At 38.6% G+C, this 24,427-nt stretch carries 24 protein-coding genes; 6 read left to right on the top strand and 18 right to left on the bottom strand.

The genetic code is table 11. The features are described 5' to 3' along the window. Window positions 1–77: 77 nt before the first annotated feature. The 3 genes from rpmF to pdxA all read right to left on the bottom strand — a co-directional run bounded on the left by rpmF (window position 78) and on the right by pdxA (window position 2,046). Complete coding sequence (gene rpmF / locus OK344_RS12500; RefSeq protein WP_265145091.1) at window positions 78–281, bottom strand: 50S ribosomal protein L32; 204 nt, start codon at window positions 279–281, stop codon at window positions 78–80. 65 nt (window positions 282–346) lie between these two features. Then, on the bottom strand, window positions 347–868 hold the full coding sequence (locus OK344_RS12495) for a YceD family protein (protein ID WP_265145090.1): 522 nt from the start codon (window positions 866–868) through the stop codon (window positions 347–349). An 86-nt stretch (window positions 869–954) separates the two neighbouring features. Further along, window positions 955–2,046, bottom strand: coding sequence for a 4-hydroxythreonine-4-phosphate dehydrogenase PdxA (pdxA, locus tag OK344_RS12490; protein WP_265145089.1), 1,092 nt, complete (start codon window positions 2,044–2,046; stop codon window positions 955–957). A gap of 111 nt (window positions 2,047–2,157) precedes the next feature. On the opposite strand from pdxA, the gene OK344_RS12485 reads away from it, so the two are divergent. The 3 genes from OK344_RS12485 to OK344_RS12475 are packed head-to-tail and all read left to right on the top strand — an operon-like array spanning window position 2,158 to window position 4,904. Beyond that, complete coding sequence (locus OK344_RS12485) at window positions 2,158–2,754, top strand: riboflavin synthase (RefSeq protein ID WP_265145088.1); 597 nt, start codon at window positions 2,158–2,160, stop codon at window positions 2,752–2,754. Next, window positions 2,741–4,195, top strand: a complete 1,455-nt coding sequence (locus tag OK344_RS12480) for a sensor histidine kinase (protein ID WP_265145087.1) — start codon at window positions 2,741–2,743, stop codon at window positions 4,193–4,195. Before OK344_RS12485 ends, OK344_RS12480 begins: the two co-directional genes overlap by 14 nt. 13 nt (window positions 4,196–4,208) lie before the next feature. Further along, entirely contained in the window at window positions 4,209–4,904 is a 696-nt protein-coding gene (locus tag OK344_RS12475; RefSeq protein ID WP_265145086.1) for a tRNA1(Val) (adenine(37)-N6)-methyltransferase, read from the top strand. A 5-nt stretch (window positions 4,905–4,909) separates the two neighbouring features. Here the strand turns inward: OK344_RS12475 and OK344_RS12470 are convergent, their stop codons facing one another. After that, window positions 4,910–5,491 (bottom strand): DUF6759 domain-containing protein, encoded by a 582-nt coding sequence (locus tag OK344_RS12470; RefSeq protein ID WP_265145085.1) that lies wholly within the window; start codon window positions 5,489–5,491, stop codon window positions 4,910–4,912. A 138-nt stretch (window positions 5,492–5,629) separates the two neighbouring features. On the opposite strand from OK344_RS12470, the gene tsf reads away from it, so the two are divergent. Both tsf and OK344_RS12460 read left to right on the top strand, forming a co-directional pair. Next, window positions 5,630–6,451 carry a translation elongation factor Ts gene (gene tsf / locus OK344_RS12465; protein WP_265145084.1) on the top strand — a complete coding sequence of 274 codons (822 nt, stop codon included), beginning with the start codon at window positions 5,630–5,632 and terminating at the stop codon, window positions 6,449–6,451. A 94-nt stretch (window positions 6,452–6,545) separates the two neighbouring features. Continuing rightward, window positions 6,546–8,873 (top strand): choice-of-anchor L domain-containing protein, encoded by a 2,328-nt coding sequence (locus tag OK344_RS12460; RefSeq protein WP_265145083.1) that lies wholly within the window; start codon window positions 6,546–6,548, stop codon window positions 8,871–8,873. Between the two features lie 2 nt (window positions 8,874–8,875). Here OK344_RS12460 and fmt read toward each other — a convergent pair whose 3' ends face one another. From fmt to folK, 5 genes are all read right to left on the bottom strand, one after another. Then, window positions 8,876–9,820: a methionyl-tRNA formyltransferase gene (gene fmt / locus OK344_RS12455; protein WP_265145082.1), complete on the bottom strand. Its 945-nt coding sequence runs from the start codon at window positions 9,818–9,820 to the stop codon at window positions 8,876–8,878. A gap of 31 nt (window positions 9,821–9,851) precedes the next feature. Continuing rightward, window positions 9,852–11,756: a RecQ family ATP-dependent DNA helicase gene (locus tag OK344_RS12450; RefSeq protein WP_265145081.1), complete on the bottom strand. Its 1,905-nt coding sequence runs from the start codon at window positions 11,754–11,756 to the stop codon at window positions 9,852–9,854. An 82-nt stretch (window positions 11,757–11,838) separates the two neighbouring features. Next, on the bottom strand, window positions 11,839–13,284 hold the full coding sequence (locus OK344_RS12445) for an OmpA family protein (protein ID WP_265145080.1): 1,446 nt from the start codon (window positions 13,282–13,284) through the stop codon (window positions 11,839–11,841). A gap of 28 nt (window positions 13,285–13,312) precedes the next feature. Further along, window positions 13,313–14,443 (bottom strand): OmpA family protein, encoded by a 1,131-nt coding sequence (locus tag OK344_RS12440; protein ID WP_265145079.1) that lies wholly within the window; start codon window positions 14,441–14,443, stop codon window positions 13,313–13,315. Window positions 14,444–14,453: 10 nt separating this feature from the next. Then, a complete protein-coding gene (gene folK, locus OK344_RS12435; RefSeq protein ID WP_265145078.1) occupies window positions 14,454–14,876 on the bottom strand; it encodes a 2-amino-4-hydroxy-6-hydroxymethyldihydropteridine diphosphokinase in 423 nt (140 codons plus the stop codon). A 21-nt stretch (window positions 14,877–14,897) separates the two neighbouring features. Between folK and sppA the strand changes: the two genes are divergently transcribed. Next, window positions 14,898–16,652, top strand: coding sequence for a signal peptide peptidase SppA (gene sppA, locus OK344_RS12430; protein WP_265145077.1), 1,755 nt, complete (start codon window positions 14,898–14,900; stop codon window positions 16,650–16,652). Window positions 16,653–16,710: 58 nt separating this feature from the next. On the opposite strand, the gene OK344_RS12425 is transcribed toward sppA, so the two are convergent. From OK344_RS12425 to OK344_RS12385, 9 genes are all read right to left on the bottom strand, one after another. Next, the gene (locus tag OK344_RS12425) at window positions 16,711–16,965 is read right to left on the bottom strand and encodes a GlsB/YeaQ/YmgE family stress response membrane protein (protein WP_265145076.1); all 255 of its coding nucleotides are present in this window, start codon (window positions 16,963–16,965) and stop codon (window positions 16,711–16,713) included. 85 nt (window positions 16,966–17,050) lie between these two features. Then, the gene (ftsY, locus tag OK344_RS12420; RefSeq protein ID WP_265145075.1) at window positions 17,051–18,007 is read right to left on the bottom strand and encodes a signal recognition particle-docking protein FtsY; all 957 of its coding nucleotides are present in this window, start codon (window positions 18,005–18,007) and stop codon (window positions 17,051–17,053) included. 114 nt (window positions 18,008–18,121) lie between these two features. Beyond that, the gene (locus OK344_RS12415; RefSeq protein ID WP_088469762.1) at window positions 18,122–18,277 is read right to left on the bottom strand and encodes a DUF4295 domain-containing protein; all 156 of its coding nucleotides are present in this window, start codon (window positions 18,275–18,277) and stop codon (window positions 18,122–18,124) included. 19 nt (window positions 18,278–18,296) lie between these two features. Beyond that, window positions 18,297–18,479 (bottom strand): 50S ribosomal protein L33, encoded by a 183-nt coding sequence (gene rpmG / locus OK344_RS12410; protein ID WP_015806891.1) that lies wholly within the window; start codon window positions 18,477–18,479, stop codon window positions 18,297–18,299. Then, complete coding sequence (rpmB, locus tag OK344_RS12405; protein ID WP_088469761.1) at window positions 18,479–18,724, bottom strand: 50S ribosomal protein L28; 246 nt, start codon at window positions 18,722–18,724, stop codon at window positions 18,479–18,481. Before rpmB ends, rpmG begins: the two co-directional genes overlap by 1 nt. A 107-nt stretch (window positions 18,725–18,831) precedes the next feature. Next, window positions 18,832–19,635 carry a pyrroline-5-carboxylate reductase gene (proC, locus tag OK344_RS12400; RefSeq protein ID WP_265145074.1) on the bottom strand — a complete coding sequence of 268 codons (804 nt, stop codon included), beginning with the start codon at window positions 19,633–19,635 and terminating at the stop codon, window positions 18,832–18,834. A gap of 58 nt (window positions 19,636–19,693) precedes the next feature. Beyond that, the gene (gene murB / locus OK344_RS12395) at window positions 19,694–20,713 is read right to left on the bottom strand and encodes a UDP-N-acetylmuramate dehydrogenase (RefSeq protein WP_265145073.1); all 1,020 of its coding nucleotides are present in this window, start codon (window positions 20,711–20,713) and stop codon (window positions 19,694–19,696) included. Between the two features lie 85 nt (window positions 20,714–20,798). Beyond that, window positions 20,799–22,004 (bottom strand): pyridoxal phosphate-dependent aminotransferase, encoded by a 1,206-nt coding sequence (locus tag OK344_RS12390; protein WP_265145072.1) that lies wholly within the window; start codon window positions 22,002–22,004, stop codon window positions 20,799–20,801. A gap of 219 nt (window positions 22,005–22,223) precedes the next feature. Continuing rightward, window positions 22,224–24,368, bottom strand: coding sequence for a M3 family metallopeptidase (locus OK344_RS12385; RefSeq protein ID WP_265145071.1), 2,145 nt, complete (start codon window positions 24,366–24,368; stop codon window positions 22,224–22,226). Window positions 24,369–24,427 lie beyond the last annotated feature (59 nt).

Genomic DNA, 24,427 nt, shown 5'->3' with positions numbered 1-24,427 from the left:
AACAACAAAAAACCACTCAAAATTGAAAAAATTGAGTGGTTTTAGTATAAAATTGAAGTTTTTTAAGATTTTTTGTCTTAATTTTCTTCTGTAGTTTCTACTGTTTTTTCCATTACTACCCTACCTCTGTAGTACATTTTTCCTTCAAACCAATGCGCTCTGTGGTAAAGGTGCATTTCTCCTGAAGTTGCATCTTTTGCCAATTGAGGAACACTTGCTTTGTAGTGTGTTCTTCTCTTATCTCTTCTTGTTGACGATTGTCTTCTCTTTGGATGTGCCATTTCTTATAATTTTGTTTGATGAGCGATGAGTAGTTGATTGCTCACTTCTCATCATTTTAAACTATTTAATTTTTATCTTTTAACTTTTTCAAAGCTTCCCAACGGGGATCGCTTTCCGGTTCTTCATCTACTTCGTCTTTCGGACTGAATTTTTCGAGAATTTCCAAATCTTCATCAGAAACATTCGGCGAAATTTTCTTCATCGGTATTGCAAGCATTACTACTTCGTAGATTAACTGCGCCACATTGAATGCGTGATCGGTCATCGGAATGGTAATCACATCTTCTTCGCTATCATCATATTCTGCACCGAATTTTACCAGAACAGCTAATTCATTTTCTATCGGATGGTCGAAATTTTCGTTGGTGATATCACAAACTAAATTTACCATTCCGGAAGTTTTGATATTTACCTCTAAAAATGTGGTATGCTTATCCATTAAAACATCAACCACGATTTTAGGTTCTGTAAATTCCTGTTCAGTATCGAAAAGTTGAAAGAACGTTTTATCTATCTCAAATTGGAATTCGTGTTTGCCGTTTTTTTGACCCGAAAACACGATGTCGTAGTTTCTTAACCTGTCCATAAAATGAGTGTGCAAAAATATGCAAATTTTTTAATATTACAAATAATTTTCAAAACAATTATTTAAGAAAAACAATTTTAAAAACTTTAACTGTGTTTTTCCTGTGGCAAATCCTCGTCTACGCCATTTGCTGCAGCATTTTTACGTGGCTGCATACGGTTGGTCATTAAATCATTATACTCTTTTCGGTTTTTAAAAATCTTTATCGCAGTGAAAATTGCTTCGGTAAAACTCGTTTCATCGGCAATATTCTGTCCTGCAATATCATAGGCTACGCCGTGATCCGGAGATGTTCGGATGAAGGGCAATCCGGCGGTATAATTTACTCCCTCTTCATAAGCCAATGTTTTAAAGGGTGCCAGACCCTGGTCGTGATACATCGCTAAAACTGCATCGAAATTTTTGTACTTCACGGGTTGAAAAAAACTGTCGGCCGGAAATGGCCCGAACGTTAAAACCCCGTTATCGAAAAGCTCTTTAATGGCAGGTGAAATAATTTCAATTTCTTCCTTACCAATCACACCACCGTCGCCGGAATGTGGATTTAAGCCCAACACTGCAATTTTAGGCCGCGGAATCTGGAAATCTTCAATAAGACACTGATTCAGCATTTTAATCTGCTTCTTTATTTTTTCTTTTGAAATGCTTTCGGCAACCTGAGCAATCGGTATGTGGTGGGTAGATACTGCTACCTTCAGATCATCGGTCACTAAAAACATCAATCCTTTTTTACCAAATTTTTCTTCAAGATAACCGGTGTGTCCTGCATGCGCAAAACCATGTTTCATCATTTCATCTTTATTAATGGGCGCAGTGACTAAAACATCTATTTCACCTTTCATTAATGCTTCTGTTGCCGCCTGCAGCGAATCAATTGCCATTTTGGTCGATTCTTCCGTAGGTTTTCCTAAGTCTACATTTACATTTTCTTTGATAAGATTCACCATATTAATCTTATCGCCCACCGCCTGAGTGGCCTCGGTGATATAATTAAAATTGTGCTGAAGCTTAAAAATGTTTTTCTGATAAGTAAACAGTTTCCCGGAACCAAAAATGATGGGCGTAAAAAATTCGGTAATCGCTTTGTCTTTCAGTGATTTCATAATGATTTCCGGGCCTATCCCGTTGAAATCCCCGATTGAAATTCCTACCCTTACTTTATGGTGTTTAGCACTCATTTTTAATTTATCTTTGAAGATTAATAGAATTTCACAAATTTAGCAATTTAGAAATAACTATTCTGTACTTATTTGAAACTAAATTTTTCTTTACCAAAAAAAAACGATCTTATGTTCACAGGAATCATCGAAGCTACCGCAACACTTGAAAAAATTGAACACAGCGGAGATAATATTAATTTTACACTCACCTGTCCCTTTACTCAGGAATTAAAGATTGACCAAAGTTTGGCACATAATGGCTGCTGCCTTACCGTGGTAGAAATCAACGATAGAAGTTACACCGTTACTGCCATTGCCGAAACCCTGGAAAAAACCAATCTCGGAAAATGGAATATAGGATCCGAAGTAAATTTGGAACGCTGTTTGAAGTGGGATGGAAGACTGGATGGCCACATTGTTCAGGGTCATGTAGATAAAACCGGAACCGTTGAAAAAATTGAAGACAAAGACGGTAGTTTTTTTATCACCATTCAGTACGACGAAACCGATGATTATGTTACTGTTCCCCAGGGATCTATTACGGTGAACGGCATCAGTTTAACAGTTGCTTCCAGCGATTCGGGCAGGTTTTCGGTGGCCATTATTCCTTACACGTGGGAATTCACCAATATGAAGAATCTAAAGCCCGGAGATGTGGTAAATCTGGAATTCGACATTATAGGAAAATATGTAACGAAACTGATGAAAAAAAATGCCCTTCTCTAAATATAAAGGTTATAGCTTAAGAAATAAAGTTTTCTGGGGATTCTTGCTGATCTGTTTACTCAGTATCGCAAGTTCCTCTACCCTTTCCTATTTTATTTTACGCAACAATGCAGTAGCACAAAGCCGTACAGATCTTCAGAAAAAATCTGAAGCCCTGATGTCGGCACTCGATTATTCAGTAAGCCATACGCAGGTTGAAACCAACGATTTACCAAAGATTTTAGCCAATGACATTTTCGAAATTGCCGACATCAATAACCAGGATATCATCATTTATGACTTATCAGGTAAATTTTTGATTTCCAATAAGGACATTAATCTTATCGCGCAGAAAGAAATTCCGCTCGAAGTAATAAACCGCGTACTTAAAAGCGATACCAGAGTAGATTTTCAGACTTACGATAAAAAAATAGGGGCCAATGTTTCTTCCTCATATATGATTTTGAAGAATAATATGCTGGAGCCTATCGGTATTGTATTTTTTCCTTTTTATCATAACGACGGTGTTTACTTCAGTGTTTTCAACAAATATGTAAATTACATTATTATTGTCAATCTTTTCATCATCGCCATCTCCGTTTGGCTCAGCTGGATTATCTCGAATAACCTTACGCGCGCCGTTACAAAGTTTTCAGACAAAATCAACCAGATTACGCTGTTTGAAGATGATCCAAAACCCATTAAATATTATCATAACGACGAACTGAACCAGCTGGTGAAAGCTTACAACAAAATGATTCTCCAGATTCAGGAACAGAAACAGCGCCTCAGTTTTAAGGAAAAAGAAGAAGCCTGGCGCGAAATGGCAAAGCAGGTAGCACACGAAGTTAAAAACCCGCTTACCCCGATGAAACTCACCATACAAAACTTCGAAAGAAAATTTGATCCGGCAGATCCCGATATCCGCGACAAAGTAAAACATTTAAGCCGCACATTGGTAGACCAGATTGATCTGGTAGCCACCGTTGCAAGTGCTTTTTCTCAGTTTGCACAACTCCCTGAAAAAAACAACGAAATATTCGATCTGAATAAAGAAATTAAGAACATCATTAATGTTTTCAGCGACGAAAAAATTTATTTCCATTCCAACAGAGATATTATTATGGTTGAAATGGACAAAATTTATCTCTCCAGAATCATTACCAATTTGGTGGCAAATGCCCGCCAGGCGAAACACGACGACCGCGACAATATCATTAATCTTGACGTGGAACAGCGCCAAAAAAGAGTTATTATTACCGTGGATGATAACGGAACAGGAATTCCCGAGGATCTTTACGACAGGATTTTCGAGCCTAATTTCACTTCAAAAACAAGTGGAACCGGTCTCGGTTTAACCATGGTAAGAAAAATGGTAGAAGATTACAAAGGCCAAATTTCAGTAAAATCTGAGGTCGGTAAAGGTTCTACATTTACCATTTCTTTGCCTACAAATATGTAGATTTTCTTATTTAATGAAAACTTTTCACTTCCAAAAATTCACTGTTAATCAATCAGCAAAAGTCTTCCGTGTAGGAACTGACGGAGTTTTGCTTGGCGCCTGGGCAACGGTTGAAAAGGCTGAAAACATTTTAGAAATAGGCACAGGCACAGGATTAATTGCTTTAATGATCGCGCAGCGAAATCCAAAAGCCTTTATAACTGCCATCGACATCAATGAAGAAGCCGTAACTCTCGCCTCAGAAAATTTCAGGAATTCGCCATACCGCGACCGATTAAAAGCTATTTTGCAGGATTTCAAGCAAATCAAAACGGAGGAGAAATTTGATTTAATCGTTTCCAATCCACCGTATTTCGAAGAAAATTCTTCAGAAAAAGATATTTTGGCCAGGCAACAAACAGAACTTTCTTTTGTTGATTTAATCCGAAACGCCTCAAAAAGTCTTTCCGGAAAAGGAATTTTATCGGTCATTATCCCGTTTAATTCCGGACATGATTTTGAAAGAATCTGCAGAGAACACAACCTCTTCCCAACAAAAAAGATTACCATTTCTGGAATAAAAACCGCTACTCCCAAAAGACTGATTCTGGAGTTTGGATTAAACGCCGGAAAAGTAATCGAAACCGAATTCGTCATCGAAAAATCACCAAGAAAATACAGTGATAGCTACCTCGAGCTGACCAAAGATTTTCACGTCTTCAGAAAATAATCCAATTATTTTGGAGCATTCAGCGTAACTACAATATCTTTATTGATGTTTTTAACCGACGAATATTTAGCGTCGCACACTGAAGTGGTAATCGTATAATTTCCTTTATCAATGAGTAAAAAATTCTGGTTGTGGGCCGGTACATCAAGATTATAAAACTTTCTTCCGCTGATTTTTACGATGAGATTGCATTTCGATTTGTTTATGATCTGTATGTATGCATTTTTGCTTGTAGGATCAGTATTGAACATGTGGGTTAACAACTCAGCCGTTCGTTTATTTTTCTCACTAACGCCACCGCTTCTTGCTACATCTCTTTTAATCTCCGTTTTTAACTTACTTGTACTGATGGGCTTAACGCTGGGTTTAGCAACATTAGCTCTTTCAGCCGGTGCTTTATCACCGTTGATTACTGCAAGAAGTTTGCGTTTGAATTCCGGAGTTTTAGGATGAGTAGGGTTATACTTAATAAAATTAGCAATCACCTGCGGATCTGTGCTTTTCTCTACCTGTGCAGCAGTGTATTTAGACTGCGCCGTAGAAAAAAACGGAATAAAAAAAACGAGAATATATAGATATCTTTTCATTAATACGATGATTTATAGAAGTTTAAATTTTACTAATAACGAAGAATTGTTCTTTTTAGTTTGCATGAAATTTATTATCTTTGCAACGCTTAAAATTAAAGCTAAACTAATCAATTTTTAATATAAAAAATAAATTTTATGTATACACCCGTTGCTGCAGACGTAGCCAAATTAAGAAACATTACAGGAGCAGGAATGATGGACTGCAAAAAAGCCTTGGTTGAAGCTGAAGGAGATTTCGATAAAGCGATTGAAATTCTTAGAAAAAAAGGCCAGAAAGTTGCTGCAAACCGAGCCGATAGAGAATCTACGGAAGGTGCTGTTATCGCTAAAGTAAATGCAGACAATACTGCGGGAGTAATTATAGCGTTAAACTGCGAAACAGACTTCGTTGCAAAAAATGACGATTTCGTAAAGTTGGCTCACGAGCTTGCTGAACTTGCATTAGGAAAAACAAAAGAAGAATTTTTAGCTTCAGATTTCCAGGGAACTACTGTTGCTGAAAAACTAATCGAGCAAACTGGTGTTATCGGCGAAAAAATTGAGATTGGTTCTTTCGAAACAATCGAAGGTCCATTCTTGGGAGCATACATCCACGCAGGAAACAAAATTGCTGCCATCACTTCACTTTCTGCTGATGTTGACGGGGCCTCTGAAGCTGCAAAAGCTGTATCAATGCAGGTTGCTGCAATGAACCCAATTGCACTTGATGAAACGATGGTTTCTCAGGAAGTTATCGACAGAGAGCTTGATATCGAAAGAGAAATCTTAACTAAAGAAGGTAAACCTGCAAACATCATCGATAATATCCTTAAAGGTAAAATGCAGAAATTCTACAAAGACAACACTTTGGTTCACCAGGCTTTCATTAAAGACAGCGGTGTTTCTGTAGCTGATTACGTAAAATCTGTAAACGGAGATTTAAAAGTGGTAGGTTTTGTAAGAGTAAGTCTTGCCTAACCGAAAATCTTTTTTCATATAAATCTCTTCCATAACCATGGAAGAGATTTTTTTTCGGTAAATATGAAGTAATTTTGCCTCCCGGAAAAATACTATGTACAGAGCCAATATATTCAGCAGTTTTGCACTGCTTTTCATGGTGTTCAACATTTCAGCAAATGCACAGCAATACATTACTGTTGATTCCTCGACTTATAGTGCAGAAGAGCTTGTACGCGATATCTTTATCGGTTCACAAAATTCGGGTTGCATCACCGTATCCAATGTTTCTGCAAAAGGATGGCAGAACTTCGGAAGCAGTTCTTCGAGTTACGGTTATTTTGAAAAAGGCACTCTGCCTTTCGATATCAACAAGGGAATTATTCTAAGCACGGGATCTGTTCAAAATGCTCCTGGACCTAATAATGTTTTGTTGGATGATCAGGACAGCAACTGGTCCGGCGACCAAGACCTTGCAGATGCGCTACAGGAAAGCGTATGGAACTACCTGAATGCAACTTCCATTGAATTCGATTTTGTGGCCAGCAATACTTCAGGAATCAGTTTCGAATATTTATTTCTTTCTGAAGAATACCGCAGGACCAACTGTACCTACTCCGACGGATTTGCATTCCTGATTAAAAAAGCTGGTAGCAGCGATCCATATACCAATATCGCCCTCGTTCCAGGAACCCAGGATCCAGTGACATCGCTCACCATTAACACAGCCCAAGACTGTCCCAGAAACACTGCATATTTTGGAAGTTTCAACGGAATCAATTCGCCCACTGCTTTTGATGGACAAACCAAAGTTCTTACCGCAAAAACCGATATTATTCCCGGTGTAAAATATCACATCAAACTGGTTATTGCCGACCATTTGGCAGGTTCCGACCGAACAGGCCGTTACGATTCTGCAGTTTTTCTGAAAGCCGGGAGCTTTGTAGGTAAAAAGGATTTGGGCCCAGATCTTTTAATCTCAACCAATAATCCGGTTTGCGAAGGAAGTTCTAAGATTTTAGATGCCACCAGCGCAGGCGCTACTTCGTACCAGTGGTTTAAAAATGGAATTTCGATTTCGGGAGCAACACAACCTCAGCTCAGTATCCCCGGCGTAACTGAAAGTAACGGGAATTACGGAGTTGAAGTAAATGTTGGCGGTTGTATTCTGACAGGTTCTGTACAAATAGAAATTCAGGAAAAGCCTTCCCTGAATTTAGGAACATATTCTCTGTGTGATGATAATTTATCAGGAAGCGTTCCGGTAGATTTCTCGAATCTGGATTCACAGATTATTTCAAATTTCAATACGGCCTACATTCCGAAATATTATCTAAAAAAGTCAGATGCGCAGGCAGGAACTCCTGGAACAGAACTGCAGAAAGGCTGGCTTCTCACCACCGAAACACCCATTTACATTCGAATTGAAAGCGCTTTTGGCTGTAACCCGGAATATGGTGAAATCATTCTTAAAATTGGCAATAAAACACCCTTGATCACTAATTCTTTATCTGATGATGTATGCGACAACGACCGTGATGGAAACATCAGTATTAATCTGAAAAATTATCAAACATGGTTTACATCTTCAGCGCAGGCGAATGTAACATTTTACAATTCTCAGCAAGATGCTAAAAACAAGGTGAATCCCATTCCAGAAAATCAAATAATCAGTAATTCGAAAGTTTTTGGAATCAGAATCGAGAGTTTATCGGCCTGCCCGAATGTAGCGACATTAAGCCTGAACTTTAAATCACCCAAAAAATCGGATGATTTAAAGGACAAAGTGATCTGCAGCAATGCCACAACGAGTTTAGACGCAGGTCCCGGCTTCGATTCTTATACATGGAGCACCGGCGAAACTACCCAAGGAATAAATAATGTTGGCGTAGGAGAATATTGGGTTGATTTAGGTTCTAACGGCTGTATTTACAGGCAAACCGTGAAAGTTTCCGCTGCAACTCTACCCCAGATTACCAACATCGATGTTTCCGGAAATACGGCAACAGTCTTTGTAAGCGGTGGACTTCAACCTTACGAATATTCCTTAGACAATATCACTTTTCAGAATTCTAATGTATTTACACATATTCCGCGTGGACTGCAAAAAATATATGTTCGGGATGCAAAAAAATGCCAAACCGTAGAAAAGGAATTTCTGATCATTAATTTGATTAACGTTATTACGCCAAATGGCGACGGAATCAATGATGTGCTTGATTATTCGGATCTGAGGATTAAAGACAAGGTTAGCCTGCAGATTTTCGACCGGTTCGGCACCTTGGTTTTCACCTCGAAAGACAATCACTTTATCTGGGACGGAAAACTCAGCGGCAGAACTTTACCCACCGCTAATTATTGGTATGTCCTGAACTGGACGGAACCGGACACACAAATTCCGATATCCTACAAAGGCTGGATTTTACTTAAAAACAGAAATTAAATTTACCTCGAAATGGTATCAAACTGCCGGAAACCATTAAGAAAATCTTTTAAATTCATCCGTTTTTTACCTTCAAGCTGTAATTCTTCCGGATAATAAATTCCGTTTTTGGCAAAAATTTTGAAAGAGTGTTTGTCGATTTCTATACTTCCCGCGGTTTTTCCGTGAGGCAGCACCTCAAATTTACCTTTATAAATTTTCAGGATTTTTTCGTCCCCGCCAATTTTCAAAGTCGTAAACGCACAAGGATAAGGCGACATTCCGCGGATGAAATTATGAACTGTTTCGGCGTCTTTCGTCCAGTCGATTCTGGTATCTTCTTTAAATATTTTAAAAGCATTTTTCGGATGCTCAACATCAGGCTGCGGTTTTTCCTCGATTGAATTTTCTGCCAAACCGTCTAAAGTTTCCACAACAAGTTTTGCGCCCATTTCCATTAAACGGTCGTGAAGTTCACCCGCATTTTCTTCTGGTGAAATTTCAATTTCCTGCTGAAGAAGAATGTTACCTTCGTCAATTTTTTCATTGATGAAGAAAGTGGTTGCGCCGGTTTTCTTTTCCCCGTTAATTACGGCATAATTAATCGGAGCCGCGCCACGATAATCCGGCAGAAGCGATGCGTGAAGGTTGAAAGTTCCTAATTTTGGCATTTCGAATAAAACTTTAGGCATCATTCTGAAGGCTACCACTACAAAAACGTCAGCATCCAAATCTTTTATGCTCTTTAAAAATTCCGGGTTTCTTAATTTCTCAGGCTGAAAAACAGGCAGATGATTTTCTACGGCGAAAGTTTTCACGGGTGATTCATGAATTTTTTGTCCGCGTCCGCTTGCTTTATCGGCAACGGTTACCACCCCGACAATTTTGTGTTGAGATTGGTGAATCGCCTGAAGCGAGGTTTTTGCAAACTCGGGAGTTCCGAAAAATATGACTTTTAATGATTTCATTTTTTATTTAAAGTTTTAGGCAAAATTATGCTTACTCATTCAATGCGTAAGTCCGGAAATTCAGCATTTTTACTTTTCCGGAATCCAGCAGATAGATAAGATTTTCAAGGATATTTTCCTTTTCGTAGTAATTTAATCTAATGGCAACCTCTTCTATGCTGGAGGGTTTCTGTTGAAGGATTTCGATGATTTCGTGGGAGATATTTCTTCCGAAAACGCCTTCTTTCTGTTTCTCACATACTGTACAGTTACCGCAGTTTTTAACATTTTTCTCACCGAAATAAGACAGAATAAGTTTCATTTTACAGAAATCGGTATCCTGTACAAAAAACTTCATTTCTTCCCACTTCTGAAGTTTATTTTTCTGAATCTGCTCAAAAAGATTCCAATATTTCCCTTTAATGGCACGATCGTCACGGTGTTTTAGGAATTTGATGCTCGCCAGTGCACCATCGATATATTCCAGATAATTTTTCTGCTGCAGTTCCTTAATCCGTTCTCTTATTAGATGCGGGTCGACATTCATCTTATTACTGAGGGTAAATTCGCTGAAGAGGATTTTGTGGGTCGTAAGTCCGGAATAATTCCGAAGCAGAAGTTCTATAAAATATGCATCCTTTTTTGCCAGCAGATCGAGCTCTTCAGGATTAATTTTTAATTCCAGAGAAGAAAGCGAACGGTTATTGTTGAAAAAAACAATTTCCTGGTTGTGAAGAAAATTCAGTACATTTTTAATTTTCGCCATAGAAGTTTTGGTAAAATTCTGAACTTTCTGAACGTGTAGTTGAAATACATTTTCCGGCAAATCATTTTCAGCTATCTGAAAACTGGAATAGAGATAAGAAACGATATTGTAAAACTCCTGTTTGGTGGGTGTTTGGTTCCGTAAGATCTGATCAAAATTTGCAAGTTCCTGCTCATTCCAGAACAGAAACGTTGAAGACGGCTGCCCGTCGCGACCTGCCCGCCCGATTTCCTGATAATAATTTTCCAAAGACTGGGGCGGAGAAAAATGCACGACAAACCGTACATTATCCTTATCGATTCCCATCCCGAAAGCATTGGTGGAAATTAAAACATGCTGCTGGCTTTTCAGCCAGAAATTCTGTTTTGCATTTTTTTCTTTTGCGGGCAATCCTGCGTGGAAAAAATCTACATTCTGGATTTGGTTGCTTTGCAGAAACTTTACCAACTCTTCAGATTCTTTTCTTGTCCTTACATAAACGATTCCCGATGAGTTGTCATATTTCAGCAGGTTGAAAATTCTTTGATATTTATCTGAAATTTTGTCTGAAATGATTTTGATATTGGTTCGGCGAAAACTTTTTTTGAAAATTTCCGGATTCTTTAGATTGAGTTTGACCTGAATTTCCTGAAGAACCTTCGGTGTTGCCGTTGCTGTTAGCGCCAGGCATGGAATTTCTTTAAAATGGGTACGAAAATCTTTGATGTGCTGATAACTTGGGCGGAAATCCTGTCCCCACTCCGAAATACAGTGTGCTTCATCTACCGCAATAAATGAAATCTGAATTTCTTCGAGATTCTGAAGAAAAGTTCTGTTGGTAAGTCTTTCCGGAGACACATAAAGCAATTTGGTAAGTCCTTCCTTGCATCGGTTAAAGATGGTTTCAGCATCGAATTCATCGAGTTCAGATGACAGGTATTCGGCTTCAATCCCGTTATTTTTAAGCTGATAAACCTGGTCTTTCATTAAAGCCAAAAGCGGCGATATCACCAGACAGGTACCCTCTAAAATGAGTGCCGGAAGCTGATAACAGAGTGATTTACCACCACCGGTAGGAAGCAAAGCCAATGAATCTTTGCCAGAAATTACGGTATCAATGATCTCTTCCTGAGAATCTCGGAATATGCTGTAACCCCAAAAATGTTTTAAGGTATCGAACTTTAGCCGGTGAAAATCTTGGGAAGAAATCATGGAGTAAAATTACAGAAACAAAATTCATAAAACAAAAAAAGCCACGCAATGCGTGGCTTTAATATGATATAATTACTGAGAATTATTTAGCTTCGAAGTACACTCTTCTGTTTGCTCTGTTTTTCCATTCAGGGCATTTTGTCGCTGGGTCGCACTCCGGATATTTCAGGTCTTTTTCACCTCTACCGATCGCTTCAAGTTTACCCGCTTCTACTCCATTCTGGATGAGATAGTTTTTAACAGAATTCGCTCTTCTTTCTGAAAGCTTCTGGTTGTAAGCATCTGAAGCTCTTGTATCTGTACCTCCGATCACATTGTAAGAACCGGATGAAGAGTTGATATAGTTTACAGCGTTATTAAGAATTGGTGTATTTGAAGGAAGAATTCTATCAGAATCCAAATCAAATTCGATACCTTCTAAAGTTCTTGTGTTATCTGTAACTGTTCCGCCTGTAGGACAACCGTTGTTTTCCACAGGGCCTGGCACAGTAACACATTTGTCATAAAGATCGATTACTCCATCTAAATCTGTATCCAGTGCTACCCCTGCTCCATCAACTCTTGCACCTGCAGGAGTATCAAGCTGTCTATCCCAATCATCACATACGCCGTCGTTATCAGCATCTCCTTTCTTACATACTTCAACATCCTGGTTTCTGTCTGCCAAAACATCAAGTTTGTAGTAGATTTCCTGTAACGGATCGTGCCACATCAGGTGAGACTGGTGCTTACCTAATTTAAGAGATAGTCCTAAAGTAGCATTGAAGAAGTTATCGGAAACCTGATCTTCACGCTGATTGATCGGGCTGTATTGTCCACCGCCGCCATCGAATTCATCGTCTCCGGTTACAAAGTACATTACACGTCCTTCGATATCAATTTTTCTGTTGACTTTATATTTCAACCCTGCACCTGCCTGACCGAACATCGAGCTCAGCTTGAAGGGCTTAATCTCGGTCATTAATCTTTGTCCTGAAGCATCTTCAAGATAAGCTCTGTACGCTAAAGTACCTACACCAGCATAACCATGCAATGCCCATCTGTAAGGTGATTTGTTATCAACTCTTCTCAATAAGTTTGAAAAATTGATATCTCCCAATAATGAGATTGCGTCGTACTGTGTTCTCGCACCTACATCCTGGTATGGATTTCCTGTTCCTGATGCGTTATCTGTTTTGGTATTGAACCATCCCTGTCGGGTTTCACCCCTGTCGTACTGCAAATTTAAACCAAAAGCATGGGTAATTGCTTTATCGATACTTAAATATGCAGAATACCCAAATACGTTTTTACCGTTTCCGTTTTTAATTGAAGTTAGGTCGGCAGACTGTACCAGCGGAACGCCGGCTCCAGCAGAAATTGACCAGTCATTAAATCTCTTAGATTCCTGAGTAAAAGGAGAAACATTTGCAGACCCTGAAGTAAAAGTATTAGGATAACCTTCAGTAGAAACCGCAACTGAGTCTTGTGCGTAGATAGCAGCAGGTAATAATAGTGCTAAAGCAAAGCTTGTTAAATTTAGTTTCATAATTTATTTATTTGTAATGTGATGTTTATTATTGTCCTGTGCTGTTACCAGTATTTACATTTACAGCGGCACCAGAAGGACAGCCATTATTCTCAACAGGTCCGGGAACGGTTACACACTGATCGAACAAGTCGATAACCCCGTCTAAATCCATATCCAGTGCTACACCTGCACCATCCACTCTCGCGCCGGCAGGAGTATCAAGCTGTCTGTCCCAATCATCGCAAACTCCATCATTATCATTGTCGCCTTTCTCGCAAACAATAAATTCATCTGGAGTGTTCTCTAGAGTAGTTGTTCTGCTATAAGCTTCATGTAAAGGATCGTGCCATGCCAGGTGGGTATCGTGTTTACCCAATTTAAAGGATAACCCGAGGTTTACAGTAAGAAGGTCATCCCCGTAAGAATCATTAATCAGATTATAGTTGATTCTTGGCGAATTAGTATCTCTTCGATCTCCACCACCATCGAATTCCTCGTCACCACTCATGATATACATGGTTCTAAGTTCCAAATCAATCAACTTTGATGCTTTGTACTTAAGTCCCAGACCACCTTGGTAGAAAAACGAATTAATGGCGAATTTTTGGTCTACAGCAAGCGGAAAAGTTCGTGGATTATAATTAGAAATATCCTGATCCAGGAGTAAAGTTTCATAACCCTGAATTCCTACACCCGCGTACCCATGAAGAGCCCACCGGAAAACCGAGTTGTTATCAACTCTTCGAAGAAGGTTAGAAAAATTAATATCACCAAGTAGAGAAACCTGTTGATATTTGGTCCAGGCATCGGCGACTCCTGCTTTAACACCTTCAGCACCAGGCAATTGTCCCCGCTGGTTGGATTCTCCCATTTGGTATTGTAGACCAAGACCAAAGGTGTGTGTAATCTGTTTGTCCAAACTTACGTATGCATTCCAGCCCCAGTTAATTTCATCACCATAGAAAGATGTTAAATCAGCTTTTGCCATCAATGCTGCACCACCACCAACCGAGACTGCCCAATCATTGAATTTCCTCGATGAATTATTGAAGTTGTAAACATTGGCAGAACCGTTAGAAAACGTGTTTGGATATTTCTGATTATCCGCTATAGAAGTGCCATCTTGGGCATAGAAAGCAATAGGCAGAAAAAATGCTAAAAATAAACCTAATTTCATATTTATGTTTTTAATGTTTTCTGATGCTTAACAACAATTTTTTAGAAAATTCACGTTCTTTAACATGTTTTTCGTGAGGAATTTTTAATCTGCTGCAATTAAAATTCAAGTTCCCAAAAAAGACAATATCTATATCAATAACCCTGTCTATATACCCTTTCGTTATCAATGAATCTTCTGTTCTACCCATTTCAAACTCTATTTTTTTTATTGAATTCAGCAGTTCTATGGGAGAAAATTGTGTTTTTATACGCAATGCAATATTACAAAAAATATTATTACTAACAAATTCTACAGGTTTTGTGCGCAACATTTCACTGCGGCCAACAACATTACCAAGTTCATTTTCTATTTTGCTGATTGCAGTCTCTATATTTCGTTCCGGAAAATCTAAATTGCTTCCAAGTAACAAAGTGACCAATTGCTGCGACATATCCTAAAATATATAAAGATTATGAAAAGTTTTTTTAAAAATGTCTTAGCAAATATAGTAGCAATTATGCTGATTGGCGGACTTTTTTTTATGTTTTTGGTGATGTTGGTTGCCGTATCTGCTTTTAGCGGTAACAAAAAATCTGCCATAAAAGACAATTCTGTACTTACTTTGGACTTTAAAACAAATATTATCGACAGTCCTGCCGAAGACAACAAAGATATTTTCGATTTCAGTGAGAAAGAAAATAATGTGATGTTGTATGATATTGTAGAGGCAATAAGAAAAGCAAAAACCGATGATAAGATCAAGGGAATAAGCATTGAAACCGACGGACTGCGTGCGGGCATGACGCAGTTGGATGCCGTACGTGCTGCATTAGAAGACTTCAAAAAAACCGGTAAATTTGTGTATGCATATGGCAATAATGTATCCCAACCTGCATATTATTTAGGTTCTGTAGCGGAGCAATATTTCCTAAATCCTGCAGGTGGCATCGAACTTAAAGGTCTAAGCACAGAGGTACTTTACATGAAAAGTTTTACCGACAAATTCGGAATCGGGACAGAAATCATTCGTCACGGAAAATATAAATCTGCCGTTGAACCTTTTATGAGAGACGATATGTCGCCGGAAAACAGAGAGCAGATTTCTACGATGCTGAATGATTTATGGTCTCATAATTCAAATAAAATTGCTGCATCCAGAAAAATGGATGTAAACCAGTTCAAAACTGTGGTTGACAGCCTTTACGGCATCATTCCGGATTTGAGCCTGCAGTATAAACTTGCAGACCGGTTGATTCAGAAAACCGAATATGATGACCTCATAAGAGCTAAACTTAAAATAAAAGAAAAAGATAAGCTTAACAAAATTTCTTTCAGCAAATACATCAGTTCCTATGAAGAAGAAAACTTTAAAAAAGACGACCAGATTGCTGTTTTATACGCTTCGGGAGCTATTTACAACGGAGAAGGCTTCGACGCAGTATACGCTGAAAACTTCGTAAAGGAAATCAAAAAAATAAGTGACAACGATAAAATCAAAGCTGTGGTTTTAAGAATAAACAGCCCTGGTGGAAGCGCAAATGCTTCGGATGAGATCCTTTTTGAACTTCAGCAACTGAAAAAGAAAAAACCATTAGTCGTATCTTTTGGTGATTATGCAGCCTCAGGCGGATACTACATCGCAATGGCAGCCGATAAAATTTATTCTGAACCCAACACCCTTACCGGTTCAATCGGGGTATTCGGAATTATTCCCTATTTCAAAGAACTTGCTAATAAAAACGGACTGAATTCACAGGTCGTTACTACCAATGCCAACTCCAATATGTATTCGACATTCAACGGAGTTACGCCTGGCGGAGTTTCAATTCTCACTAAAAGTGTAGAGCAAACGTATAAGCGTTTTGTGCACTTTGTTACTCAAAACAGAAAAAAATCTTTTGGACAAATTGATGAAATCGGTGGTGGTAGAGTCTGGAGCGGCACACGAGCGAAACAAATCGGACTTGTTGACGAATTGGGTTCATTAAATGACGCTATAAATTTTGCAGCACAAAAAGCTAAAATGACAAAGTACAATGTTGCAGCGTATCCTAAAAAAGTTTCAAAATTCGAACAGTTCTTTAAAGATATAGAAGAGGAACAAATCTCCAACAGGTTTATTAAAAATAAAATTGGAGAAGAGAATTTTAAAATATTTGAGCAGATCACCAATCCACAAATGCAGAGCGGTGTGATGATGCAGATGCCTTACGGAATTAAATTCTAAACATTAAATAAAAATCCCGGACTGAATCTTCAGTCCGGGATTTTCTATTTTTTAGCGATTAAGCTCTTCTGGTTGCCATACCGTAAATCCAAAGAACCAATAAAGCTCCGAGAACAGCTAGGAACATACTCTTAATGTCGAATTCATCAACAGTACCCCATCCTAACATACTGCCGATCCATCCTCCAACGAACGCACCTACGATACCTAGAATAATGGTCATTAACCAACCCATGCCCTGATTTCCCGGCATAACAAATTTAGCGATTGCACCTGCGATAAGACCAAAAATGATCCAAGTTAAAATACCCATAGTTTTAAAATTTTAATGTTAATATTTAGTATTTGGTTTTCCTAATGATTAGCAGAAAAAGTAATTAAAACAAGGTTATTGGTAATTAATTACGCTTTCTGAAAAATGAATCTACAAATTCCGTACCATTAAATAATTGCAGGTCTGTCATTTTTTCTCCAACGCCAATATATTTTACCGGAATCTGGAACTGATCCGAAATTCCAATCACAACGCCACCTTTCGCAGTTCCGTCTAATTTAGTGATCGCCAATGCATTAACTTCGGTAGCGGCAGTAAACTCTTTTGCCTGCTCGAAGGCATTTTGCCCTGTTGATCCATCTAAAACCAAAAGCACTTCATGCGGTGCATCGGGAAGAACCTTCTGCATTACCCTTTTTATTTTGGTAAGCTCGTTCATTAAATTCACCTTGTTATGAAGTCTTCCGGCAGTATCAATGATGACTACATCGGCATTATTCGCAACAGCACTTTGTACGGTATCAAAAGCCACAGAAGCCGGATCGGAACCCATTCCTTGTTTAATAATGGGTACACCTACTCTTTCGCTCCAAATCACCAATTGATCCACAGCCGCCGCACGAAAAGTATCTGCAGCGCCTAAAACTACTTTTTTTCCTTCTGATTTAAATTGATGCGCCAACTTACCGATGGTTGTCGTTTTGCCTACACCGTTTACACCAACAACCATAATCACATAAGGTTTCTTGGTTTCATCGATATTTCCTGATCCTGCATGGGGATTTTCCAAAAGCAAGCCGGAAATCTCTTCTCGAAGAATAGCATCAAGTTCATCGGTGCTCACAAATTTATCACGAGCAACTCGGTCTTCAATTCTTTGGATAATTTTTATTGTTGTAGAAGCACCAACGTCGGAAGCGATCAACACTTCTTCGAGATCATCCAGCACTTCGTCATCAACTTTCGATTTTCCTACAACCGCTTTGGAAATTTTTTCGAAAAATCCCTGATTCGATTTCTCGAGCCCTTTGTCTAAAGTTTCCTTTTCTTCTTTTTTAAATATATTTTTGAACCAACTCATTTTTCAGTATCAGTTTTATGTTGATTATGGTCTTCTGTTTTAGCGATAGCAAATATAACAAAAAAACTACCCAATTATTTTTGGATAGTTTTATATCATCAAAGCTGTAGAGAATTATTTTTTCAAATAACCTTCAACCTCGTCAGCATTCATCACTTTTTCTTCGAAAACGTAAGCACCTGATTTAGGAGACTTCACCATTTTCACTACTTTGGTCATTTTTTTAGACCCTGCACCACCCTGTAGGGATGCTACTACTTTCTTTGCCATTTTTTATTCTTTTAAAAAATTACTTGATTTCCTTGTGAAGGGTATATTTTTTAAGAACAGGATTGAATTTTTTCAACTCCAATCTTTCTGTAGTGTTCTTTTTGTTTTTGGTCGTAATGTATCTTGACATTCCTGCGACACCGGTTTCTTTGTGCTCTGTGCACTCAAGAATCACCTGAACTCTGTTACCTTTTTTAGCCATTACTTATCTTTTTTTATAAATCCGTTTCTTGCTGCTCTTTCAATCGCTTCTTCGATACCAATCTTGTTGATAACTCTCAATCCGTGTGCAGAAACTTTTAAAGTTACAGATTTTTCTTGCTCCGGAAGGTAAAATTTCTTCTCCAATAAGTTAATTTCAAAACGACGCTTCGTTTTGTTATTAGCGTGAGAAACATTGTTTCCAACCATGGCACGCTTTCCTGTTATTTGGCAAATTCTTGACATATCTCGATGTTCTTTTTTACTACTTATAATTTGAGAGTGCAAAATAACGAAGAAAATTTTAGATAGACAAATATTTATCAATTAATTATTTATAAATTCTAAAATCACTACCTGCTCAACTCCTTCGACCTTTTTTCGGCAGCTAAAATGGCTTTCTGTATCGTTTCATTTAGCTGATTTCTTTCAAAGACCTGCAATGCTGCTTCGGTTGTCCCACCTTTTGAAGCAACATCTTCAATAAGTTGCTCCAGGTTTTTTTCGGAATTATTAATTAAATGATAGGCTCCGAGCATGGTTTGCTTGACAAAAAGTTTCGTAACATTTTCATCAATTCCCATTTCTACTCCTGCTTTGATCATAGCATCTACAATATAATAAAAATACGCTGGTCCGCTGCCGGAAAGCGCTGTAACGCTATCAAGAAGATCTTCATCTTCCAAATAGATAGAGCGGCCAGTAGCGTTGAGCAATCTTTCAATCGACATCAATTCATTGAAAGAAATCCCTTCCGCCACGCTATATCCGGTTATGCCCATCCCAAGAAGTGTTGGGGAATTAGGCATGGCACGAACTACTTTTTTGTGATTAATAAATTTTTGAATTTGCTTAATTTTGATTCCCGCCATGATAGAAAGAATCATCTGGTCTTCCTTAAATTGAAATGAAATATTTTCCGTCAAAAGCTGAAAATCCTGTGGTTTGACAGCGATAATCACCAAATCGGAATCAATAATAATATCTTCATCAATAATAGAAATCTTTGATCCCGGAAATTCTTCGGTAAGCCGCGGAATATTGCTCTTTTTTCTGGTAATTAAATGGAGGTGTTCAGGCTTAATGAGTTCGTATTTTAAAAAAGATTTCGCATATGAAACCCCCATTTTCCCGGCTCCCAGAATGGTTATTTTCATCGTTTTAATAGAATTTGCGATACCATAAAAATTTTCAAATTACTTTTCGACTATATTGTCAAAGAATGTTAACCTCTCTTTCGAGTTCGATCCCGAATTTTTCCTTCACCGAATCAATAATCAGCGTCGAAAAATCGAAAATTTCTTCTCCAGAAGCCTCACCGGTCGCATTTACAATCACCAATGCCTGCAATTTGTGTGATGCAACATTACCGATTTGTTTGCCTTTCCAGCCACATTGTTCAATCAGCCAACCTGCAGGAATTTTCACTAAATCTCCGTTCGGATAACCTGGAATGTGTTCGAATTTTTGCGTTAAATCATTAAATTGCACTAACGGAATGCTGGGATTTTTAAAAAAACTCCCTGCATTTCCAGTAACTTTCGGATCCGGTAATTTGCTTTGTCGGATATTGATCACCGCATGGGAAACATCTTGAATCGTAGGATTTTCAACACCCAATTTTTCAAGTTCAGTTTTAATGGCTCCGTATTCTGTTTTTATCTGGTGATTTTTTCTGGAGAGTTTAAATGTAACTTCCAGGATTACATATTTTCCTTTTCCCTCACGTTTGAAAACCGATTCGCGGTAACCGAATTTGCATTCTTCATTGGTAAAATTTTCAATCTCCAATGTTTCCAGGTTTAAAACTTTGCAGCTTACAAAACGGTCTTTAATTTCCACGCCATAAGCTCCGATATTTTGCATCGGCGAAGTGCCTACATTTCCCGGAATCAACGAGAGATTTTCTAATCCTCCGTAATTTTTATTCAAACAATATTGTACAAATTGATGCCAATTTTCACCGGCTTGCGCGGTAACTAAAACGGTATTTTCATCGATAATTTCCTCAGTAATTCCTTTCAGATCAAGTTTTATAACCAATCCACCAAAATCTTTTGTAAAGAGAACATTGCTCCCGCCGCCTAAAAACAGCATTTCAAAATGATTGATTTTAGCGAATTCAATAGCGTACTTTAAATCATTGATGTCTTTAACTTCCGCAAAATATTTCGCAGAAACATCAACGCCAAAGGTATTGAGATTTTTTAAAGAGTATTTTTCCTGAATTTTCATTGCGTTACAAACGTTAACTTTTAATTTAGGCTAAAGCCAAAAGGTTTCAGAATCAGAAAACGGGCTAAAGCCCGTTCCCAGTTTTCTACAGATTGAATTCGATTTTATACTTCTGAAGTGCGTCGTTCAGCAATTCCACACTTCTGCGCAAATCTTCTTCTTTTAAAACATACGCAATACGGACCTGTTTTTTTCCAAGTTCAGGATTGCTGTAGAAGCCACTCATTGGGGCAACCATTACCGTTTCGCCGTTGTGTGAATAATGCTCAAGAAGCCACTGCGCAAAAACATCGGTATCCTCCACCGGAAGTTCGGCAACGCAGTAAAATGCACCTTTAGGTTTCGGGCAGATTACGCCTGGAATCCCGTTAAGTAAATCAACCAGTAAATTTCTTCGGTGCGTATATTCTTCGCGTACTTCTCGGATGTATGCTTCATCATCGTGGTGTGCAGCCGCTGCAGCAATTTGTCCCAGCAAAACCGGACTTAATCTTGCCTGTGCAAAAAGCATCGCAGCATCATGAATTTTTTTAGAACGTGTAATCATGCTGCCAATTCTGGCTCCGCACATACTGTACCTTTTGGATTCCGAATCTACAATGATGCAGTTTTCGGCAAGTTCGGGGAAATCGAACATCGAAACCTGGTGTTTTCCGTCGTAAACATATTCGCGATAAACCTCATCAGAAATTACAACTATATCATGTTTCAGAGCAATTTCCGCAAGTTTCTGAAGCTCTTCTCTTGTATAAAGATAACCGGAAGGGTTTCCCGGGTTACAGATAAGGATTGCACGTGTTTTATCTGTGATTTTCTTCTCGAATTCCTCAATCGGCGGCAGGGCAAAACCGGTATCAATTGTTGAAGGAATAGCCACAACTTTTACGTTGATCGCGTTTGTAAAACCATTATAATTTGCGTAATAAGGCTCAGGAATAATCACTTCATCACCATCATCACAAAGCGTTGAAATTGCAAAATTAAGCGCTTCAGAACCTCCGTTGGTTACAATAAAATTATCTGTCGTTAGATCTGTAAAACCCAAAGAGTGGTAATAGTCCTTCAGTGCGGTTCTGTAATCCAGATTTCCTTCAGACAAGGCATATTCCAGCACTTTCAAATCGATGTTTTTCACAGCATCCAGCGCTGTTTGAGGAGTTTCAATATCGGGCTGACCAATATTCAGATGATAAACTTTTATACCTTTCTGTTTGGCTTGCAGCGCATACGGAACAAGCTTTCTAACGGGTGACGCAGGCATATTTTCTGCTCTGTGAGAAATTTTCGGCATTATGTTGAATTTTTACAAAAATAAGGATTTTTTTCGGGAGCAATCAAGGGTAGTTTCTCTCGCCAAAGATCATCCGGCTCTTCGCTGCAATCTTTTTGCCTGTGCAAAAAGGATTTCCGCTGCGATCCGGGCTAAAAGTTCTGTCGTTCTATTTCCGAAAAAACTTCAGGTCATAAAAAAAACCGCAGAAAATTTCTGCGGTTTCACTTAAATAATAGTTTATTTAATAAATCCTTTGTTTTTCAGCAATGGCTTAATATCCGGCGTTCTGCCAGTGAAATCTTTATACGCTTGATTTAAATCCACTGAGTTTCCAACGGATAGAATATATTTCCTGAAACGGTCGCCATTGGCTCTGGTCATACCGCCGTTGGTTGTAATCCAGTCCCAGGCATCCGCATTCAGCACGTCACTCCACATGTAAGCGTAATAACCGGCCGAATAACCACCACCCCAAATGTGTGCAAAATAAGGCGTGTGATATCTTGGCGGAACTTCTTTCAGATTGAAGCCATATTTCGCCAAAACCTCTTTTTCGAATTCTAAAGCTGGTTTAAACTGCGATTCATCCGTCACCGAATGCCAGTTCATATCCAAAGTCGCCGCAGAAACCAGTTCTGTTGTAGAATATCCCTGGTTAAATGATGCTGCGTTTTTGATTTTATCAACCAAAGTCTGTGGCATAGGTTGCTTGGTCTGGTAATGGATGGCGTAATTTTTCAGCACGGAAGGCTCAAGCGCAAAAAACTCATTGATTTGCGACGGGAATTCGACAAAATCTCTTGGCGTGTTGGTTCCCGAAACCGAAACATACTTCTGGTTTGCAAACAGGCCGTGCAGCGTATGCCCAAATTCATGGAACATTGTGGACACATCATCGTAAGAAATTAAAGATGGTTTTCCCTCAGCAGGTTTTTGATAGTTGAATACATTCACAATCACAGGTTTCTGACCAAGCAGATGCGACTGTTCAACGAAGTTGCTCATCCAGGCACCGCCGTTTTTGTTGCTTCTTGTATAAAAATCAAGATAATAAAGTGCCATGGATTTTCCGTCGTTATCGAAAACCTCATAAGCCACTACATCGGGATGATAAACCGGAAGATCCTTTCTTTCTTTAAAAGTGATTCCGTAGAATTTTTCTGCCGCATAGAAAACCCCTTTCTCCAAAACAGTGGTTACTTCGAAATATGGTTTTATGGCGTTTTCATCTAAATCATATTTTGCTTTTCTTACTTGTTCAGAATAGAAATTCCAGTCCCAAGGCTCAACGGTGAATCCGCCTTTCTGCTTGTCGATTAAAGCCTGAATCTCGTTGCTTTCTCTTTTGGCAGTTTCTACAGCAGGTTTTGCGAGTTGTGCTAAAAGATTCATGGCATTTTCCGGAGTTTTCGCCATCTGATCCTGCAGTTTCCATTCTGCGAAAGATTTTTTACCGGAAAGATGTGCTTTTTCCATTCTCAGTTTGGCCTGTCTTTCGAGGATGCTTCTGGTATCATCAGCATTGCCTTTTTCGGCTCTGTACCAGGATGCTTTAAAGAGTTTTTCTCTGGTAGCTCTGTTTTTCAGATTCTGCAAAAGTGGCTGCTGGGTTGTATTTAAAAGCGTTAATAGATATTTACCTTGGTGACCTGCGGCTTTCGCATCTGCTGCAGCTGCGGCAATTTCGTCAGCGGAAAGTCCGTCTAATTCTTTCACATCAGAAATCAGCACGGCGCCGTTCTTTCTTGCATCCAAAAGTTTGCTGGTAAACTGGGTTGAAAGTGTCGCCAGTTCTTCATTAATTCTTTTTACTTTCTCCTTGTTTTCGGCAGAAAGATTGGCTCCTGCGATCTCGAAATTTGTTTTGTACAACTCAAGAACTCTTTTTTCCTCAGCCCCTAAATTCTCTGTGCTGATGGCTTTAATTCTTGAATAAAGTTTTTCATTCAGATAAATTTTATCGCTTAACCCCGAAAAAACCGGCGCATATTCTTCTTCAAGTTTCTGTAAAGCAGGATTTGTGTTGGAACCGGTGAGGTTATAAAAAACAATCTGCGCTCTCTTCAGGATTTCGCCGCTGTTTTCGAGTGCAACAATGGTATTGGCAAAGGTTGGAGCACTTGGATTATTCGCAATGTTTTCGATTTCAGCAAGCTGAACCTTCATTCCGTAATCAAATGCAGGTTTAAAATGCTCATCTTTAATCTTATCAAATTCAGGCGCCTGATATTGCAGCGCACTTTTCTTCATAAAAGGATTGGAAGCTAAACTTGCATCGGGAACAGGAATTTCTGTAGTTGTGGAATCTGTAGTTTTCATTGTAGAACAGGCAGTATTAATTGCCAGAGAGGAAATTAATAATACGGATGTAATATTTTTCATTTTTGAACTGTTAATTGAAGTAAAGATATTAAATTTAAGCAAATTAAAAACCAAACCAT

Source organism: Kaistella yananensis (assembly GCF_026107505.2).
In the GTDB taxonomy this organism is placed as follows: Bacteria; Bacteroidota; Bacteroidia; order Flavobacteriales; family Weeksellaceae; genus Kaistella; species Kaistella yananensis.
Note: the sequence above shows the minus strand (reverse complement) of the source record. Positions and strands in the feature narration are given on the sequence as shown.

Bases quoted from the DNA above. Each gene is read 5' to 3' on its own strand.
- sppA (WP_265145077.1), top strand. From the start codon at position 14,898: ATGAAAAGTTTTTTTAAAAATGTCTTAGCAAATATAGTAGCAATTATG.
- rpmF (WP_265145091.1), bottom strand. From the start codon at position 281: ATGGCACATCCAAAGAGAAGACAATCGTCAACAAGAAGAGATAAGAGA.
- OK344_RS12470 (WP_265145085.1), bottom strand. From the start codon at position 5,491: ATGAAAAGATATCTATATATTCTCGTTTTTTTTATTCCGTTTTTTTCT.
- OK344_RS12460 (WP_265145083.1), top strand. From the start codon at position 6,546: ATGTACAGAGCCAATATATTCAGCAGTTTTGCACTGCTTTTCATGGTG.
- OK344_RS12485 (WP_265145088.1), top strand. From the start codon at position 2,158: ATGTTCACAGGAATCATCGAAGCTACCGCAACACTTGAAAAAATTGAA.
- OK344_RS12450 (WP_265145081.1), bottom strand. From the start codon at position 11,756: ATGATTTCTTCCCAAGATTTTCACCGGCTAAAGTTCGATACCTTAAAA.
- OK344_RS12425 (WP_265145076.1), bottom strand. From the start codon at position 16,965: ATGGGTATTTTAACTTGGATCATTTTTGGTCTTATCGCAGGTGCAATC.
- pdxA (WP_265145089.1), bottom strand. From the start codon at position 2,046: ATGAGTGCTAAACACCATAAAGTAAGGGTAGGAATTTCAATCGGGGAT.
- OK344_RS12415 (WP_088469762.1), bottom strand. From the start codon at position 18,277: ATGGCAAAGAAAGTAGTAGCATCCCTACAGGGTGGTGCAGGGTCTAAA.
- tsf (WP_265145084.1), top strand. From the start codon at position 5,630: ATGTATACACCCGTTGCTGCAGACGTAGCCAAATTAAGAAACATTACA.
- proC (WP_265145074.1), bottom strand. From the start codon at position 19,635: ATGAAAATAACCATTCTGGGAGCCGGGAAAATGGGGGTTTCATATGCG.
- OK344_RS12480 (WP_265145087.1), top strand. From the start codon at position 2,741: ATGCCCTTCTCTAAATATAAAGGTTATAGCTTAAGAAATAAAGTTTTC.
- fmt (WP_265145082.1), bottom strand. From the start codon at position 9,820: ATGAAATCATTAAAAGTCATATTTTTCGGAACTCCCGAGTTTGCAAAA.
- ftsY (WP_265145075.1), bottom strand. From the start codon at position 18,007: ATGAGTTGGTTCAAAAATATATTTAAAAAAGAAGAAAAGGAAACTTTA.
- rpmB (WP_088469761.1), bottom strand. From the start codon at position 18,724: ATGTCAAGAATTTGCCAAATAACAGGAAAGCGTGCCATGGTTGGAAAC.
- OK344_RS12475 (WP_265145086.1), top strand. From the start codon at position 4,209: ATGAAAACTTTTCACTTCCAAAAATTCACTGTTAATCAATCAGCAAAA.
- folK (WP_265145078.1), bottom strand. From the start codon at position 14,876: ATGTCGCAGCAATTGGTCACTTTGTTACTTGGAAGCAATTTAGATTTT.
- OK344_RS12445 (WP_265145080.1), bottom strand. From the start codon at position 13,284: ATGAAACTAAATTTAACAAGCTTTGCTTTAGCACTATTATTACCTGCT.
- murB (WP_265145073.1), bottom strand. From the start codon at position 20,713: ATGAAAATTCAGGAAAAATACTCTTTAAAAAATCTCAATACCTTTGGC.
- OK344_RS12390 (WP_265145072.1), bottom strand. From the start codon at position 22,004: ATGCCGAAAATTTCTCACAGAGCAGAAAATATGCCTGCGTCACCCGTT.
- rpmG (WP_015806891.1), bottom strand. From the start codon at position 18,479: ATGGCTAAAAAAGGTAACAGAGTTCAGGTGATTCTTGAGTGCACAGAG.
- OK344_RS12440 (WP_265145079.1), bottom strand. From the start codon at position 14,443: ATGAAATTAGGTTTATTTTTAGCATTTTTTCTGCCTATTGCTTTCTAT.
- OK344_RS12495 (WP_265145090.1), bottom strand. From the start codon at position 868: ATGGACAGGTTAAGAAACTACGACATCGTGTTTTCGGGTCAAAAAAAC.
- OK344_RS12385 (WP_265145071.1), bottom strand. From the start codon at position 24,368: ATGAAAAATATTACATCCGTATTATTAATTTCCTCTCTGGCAATTAAT.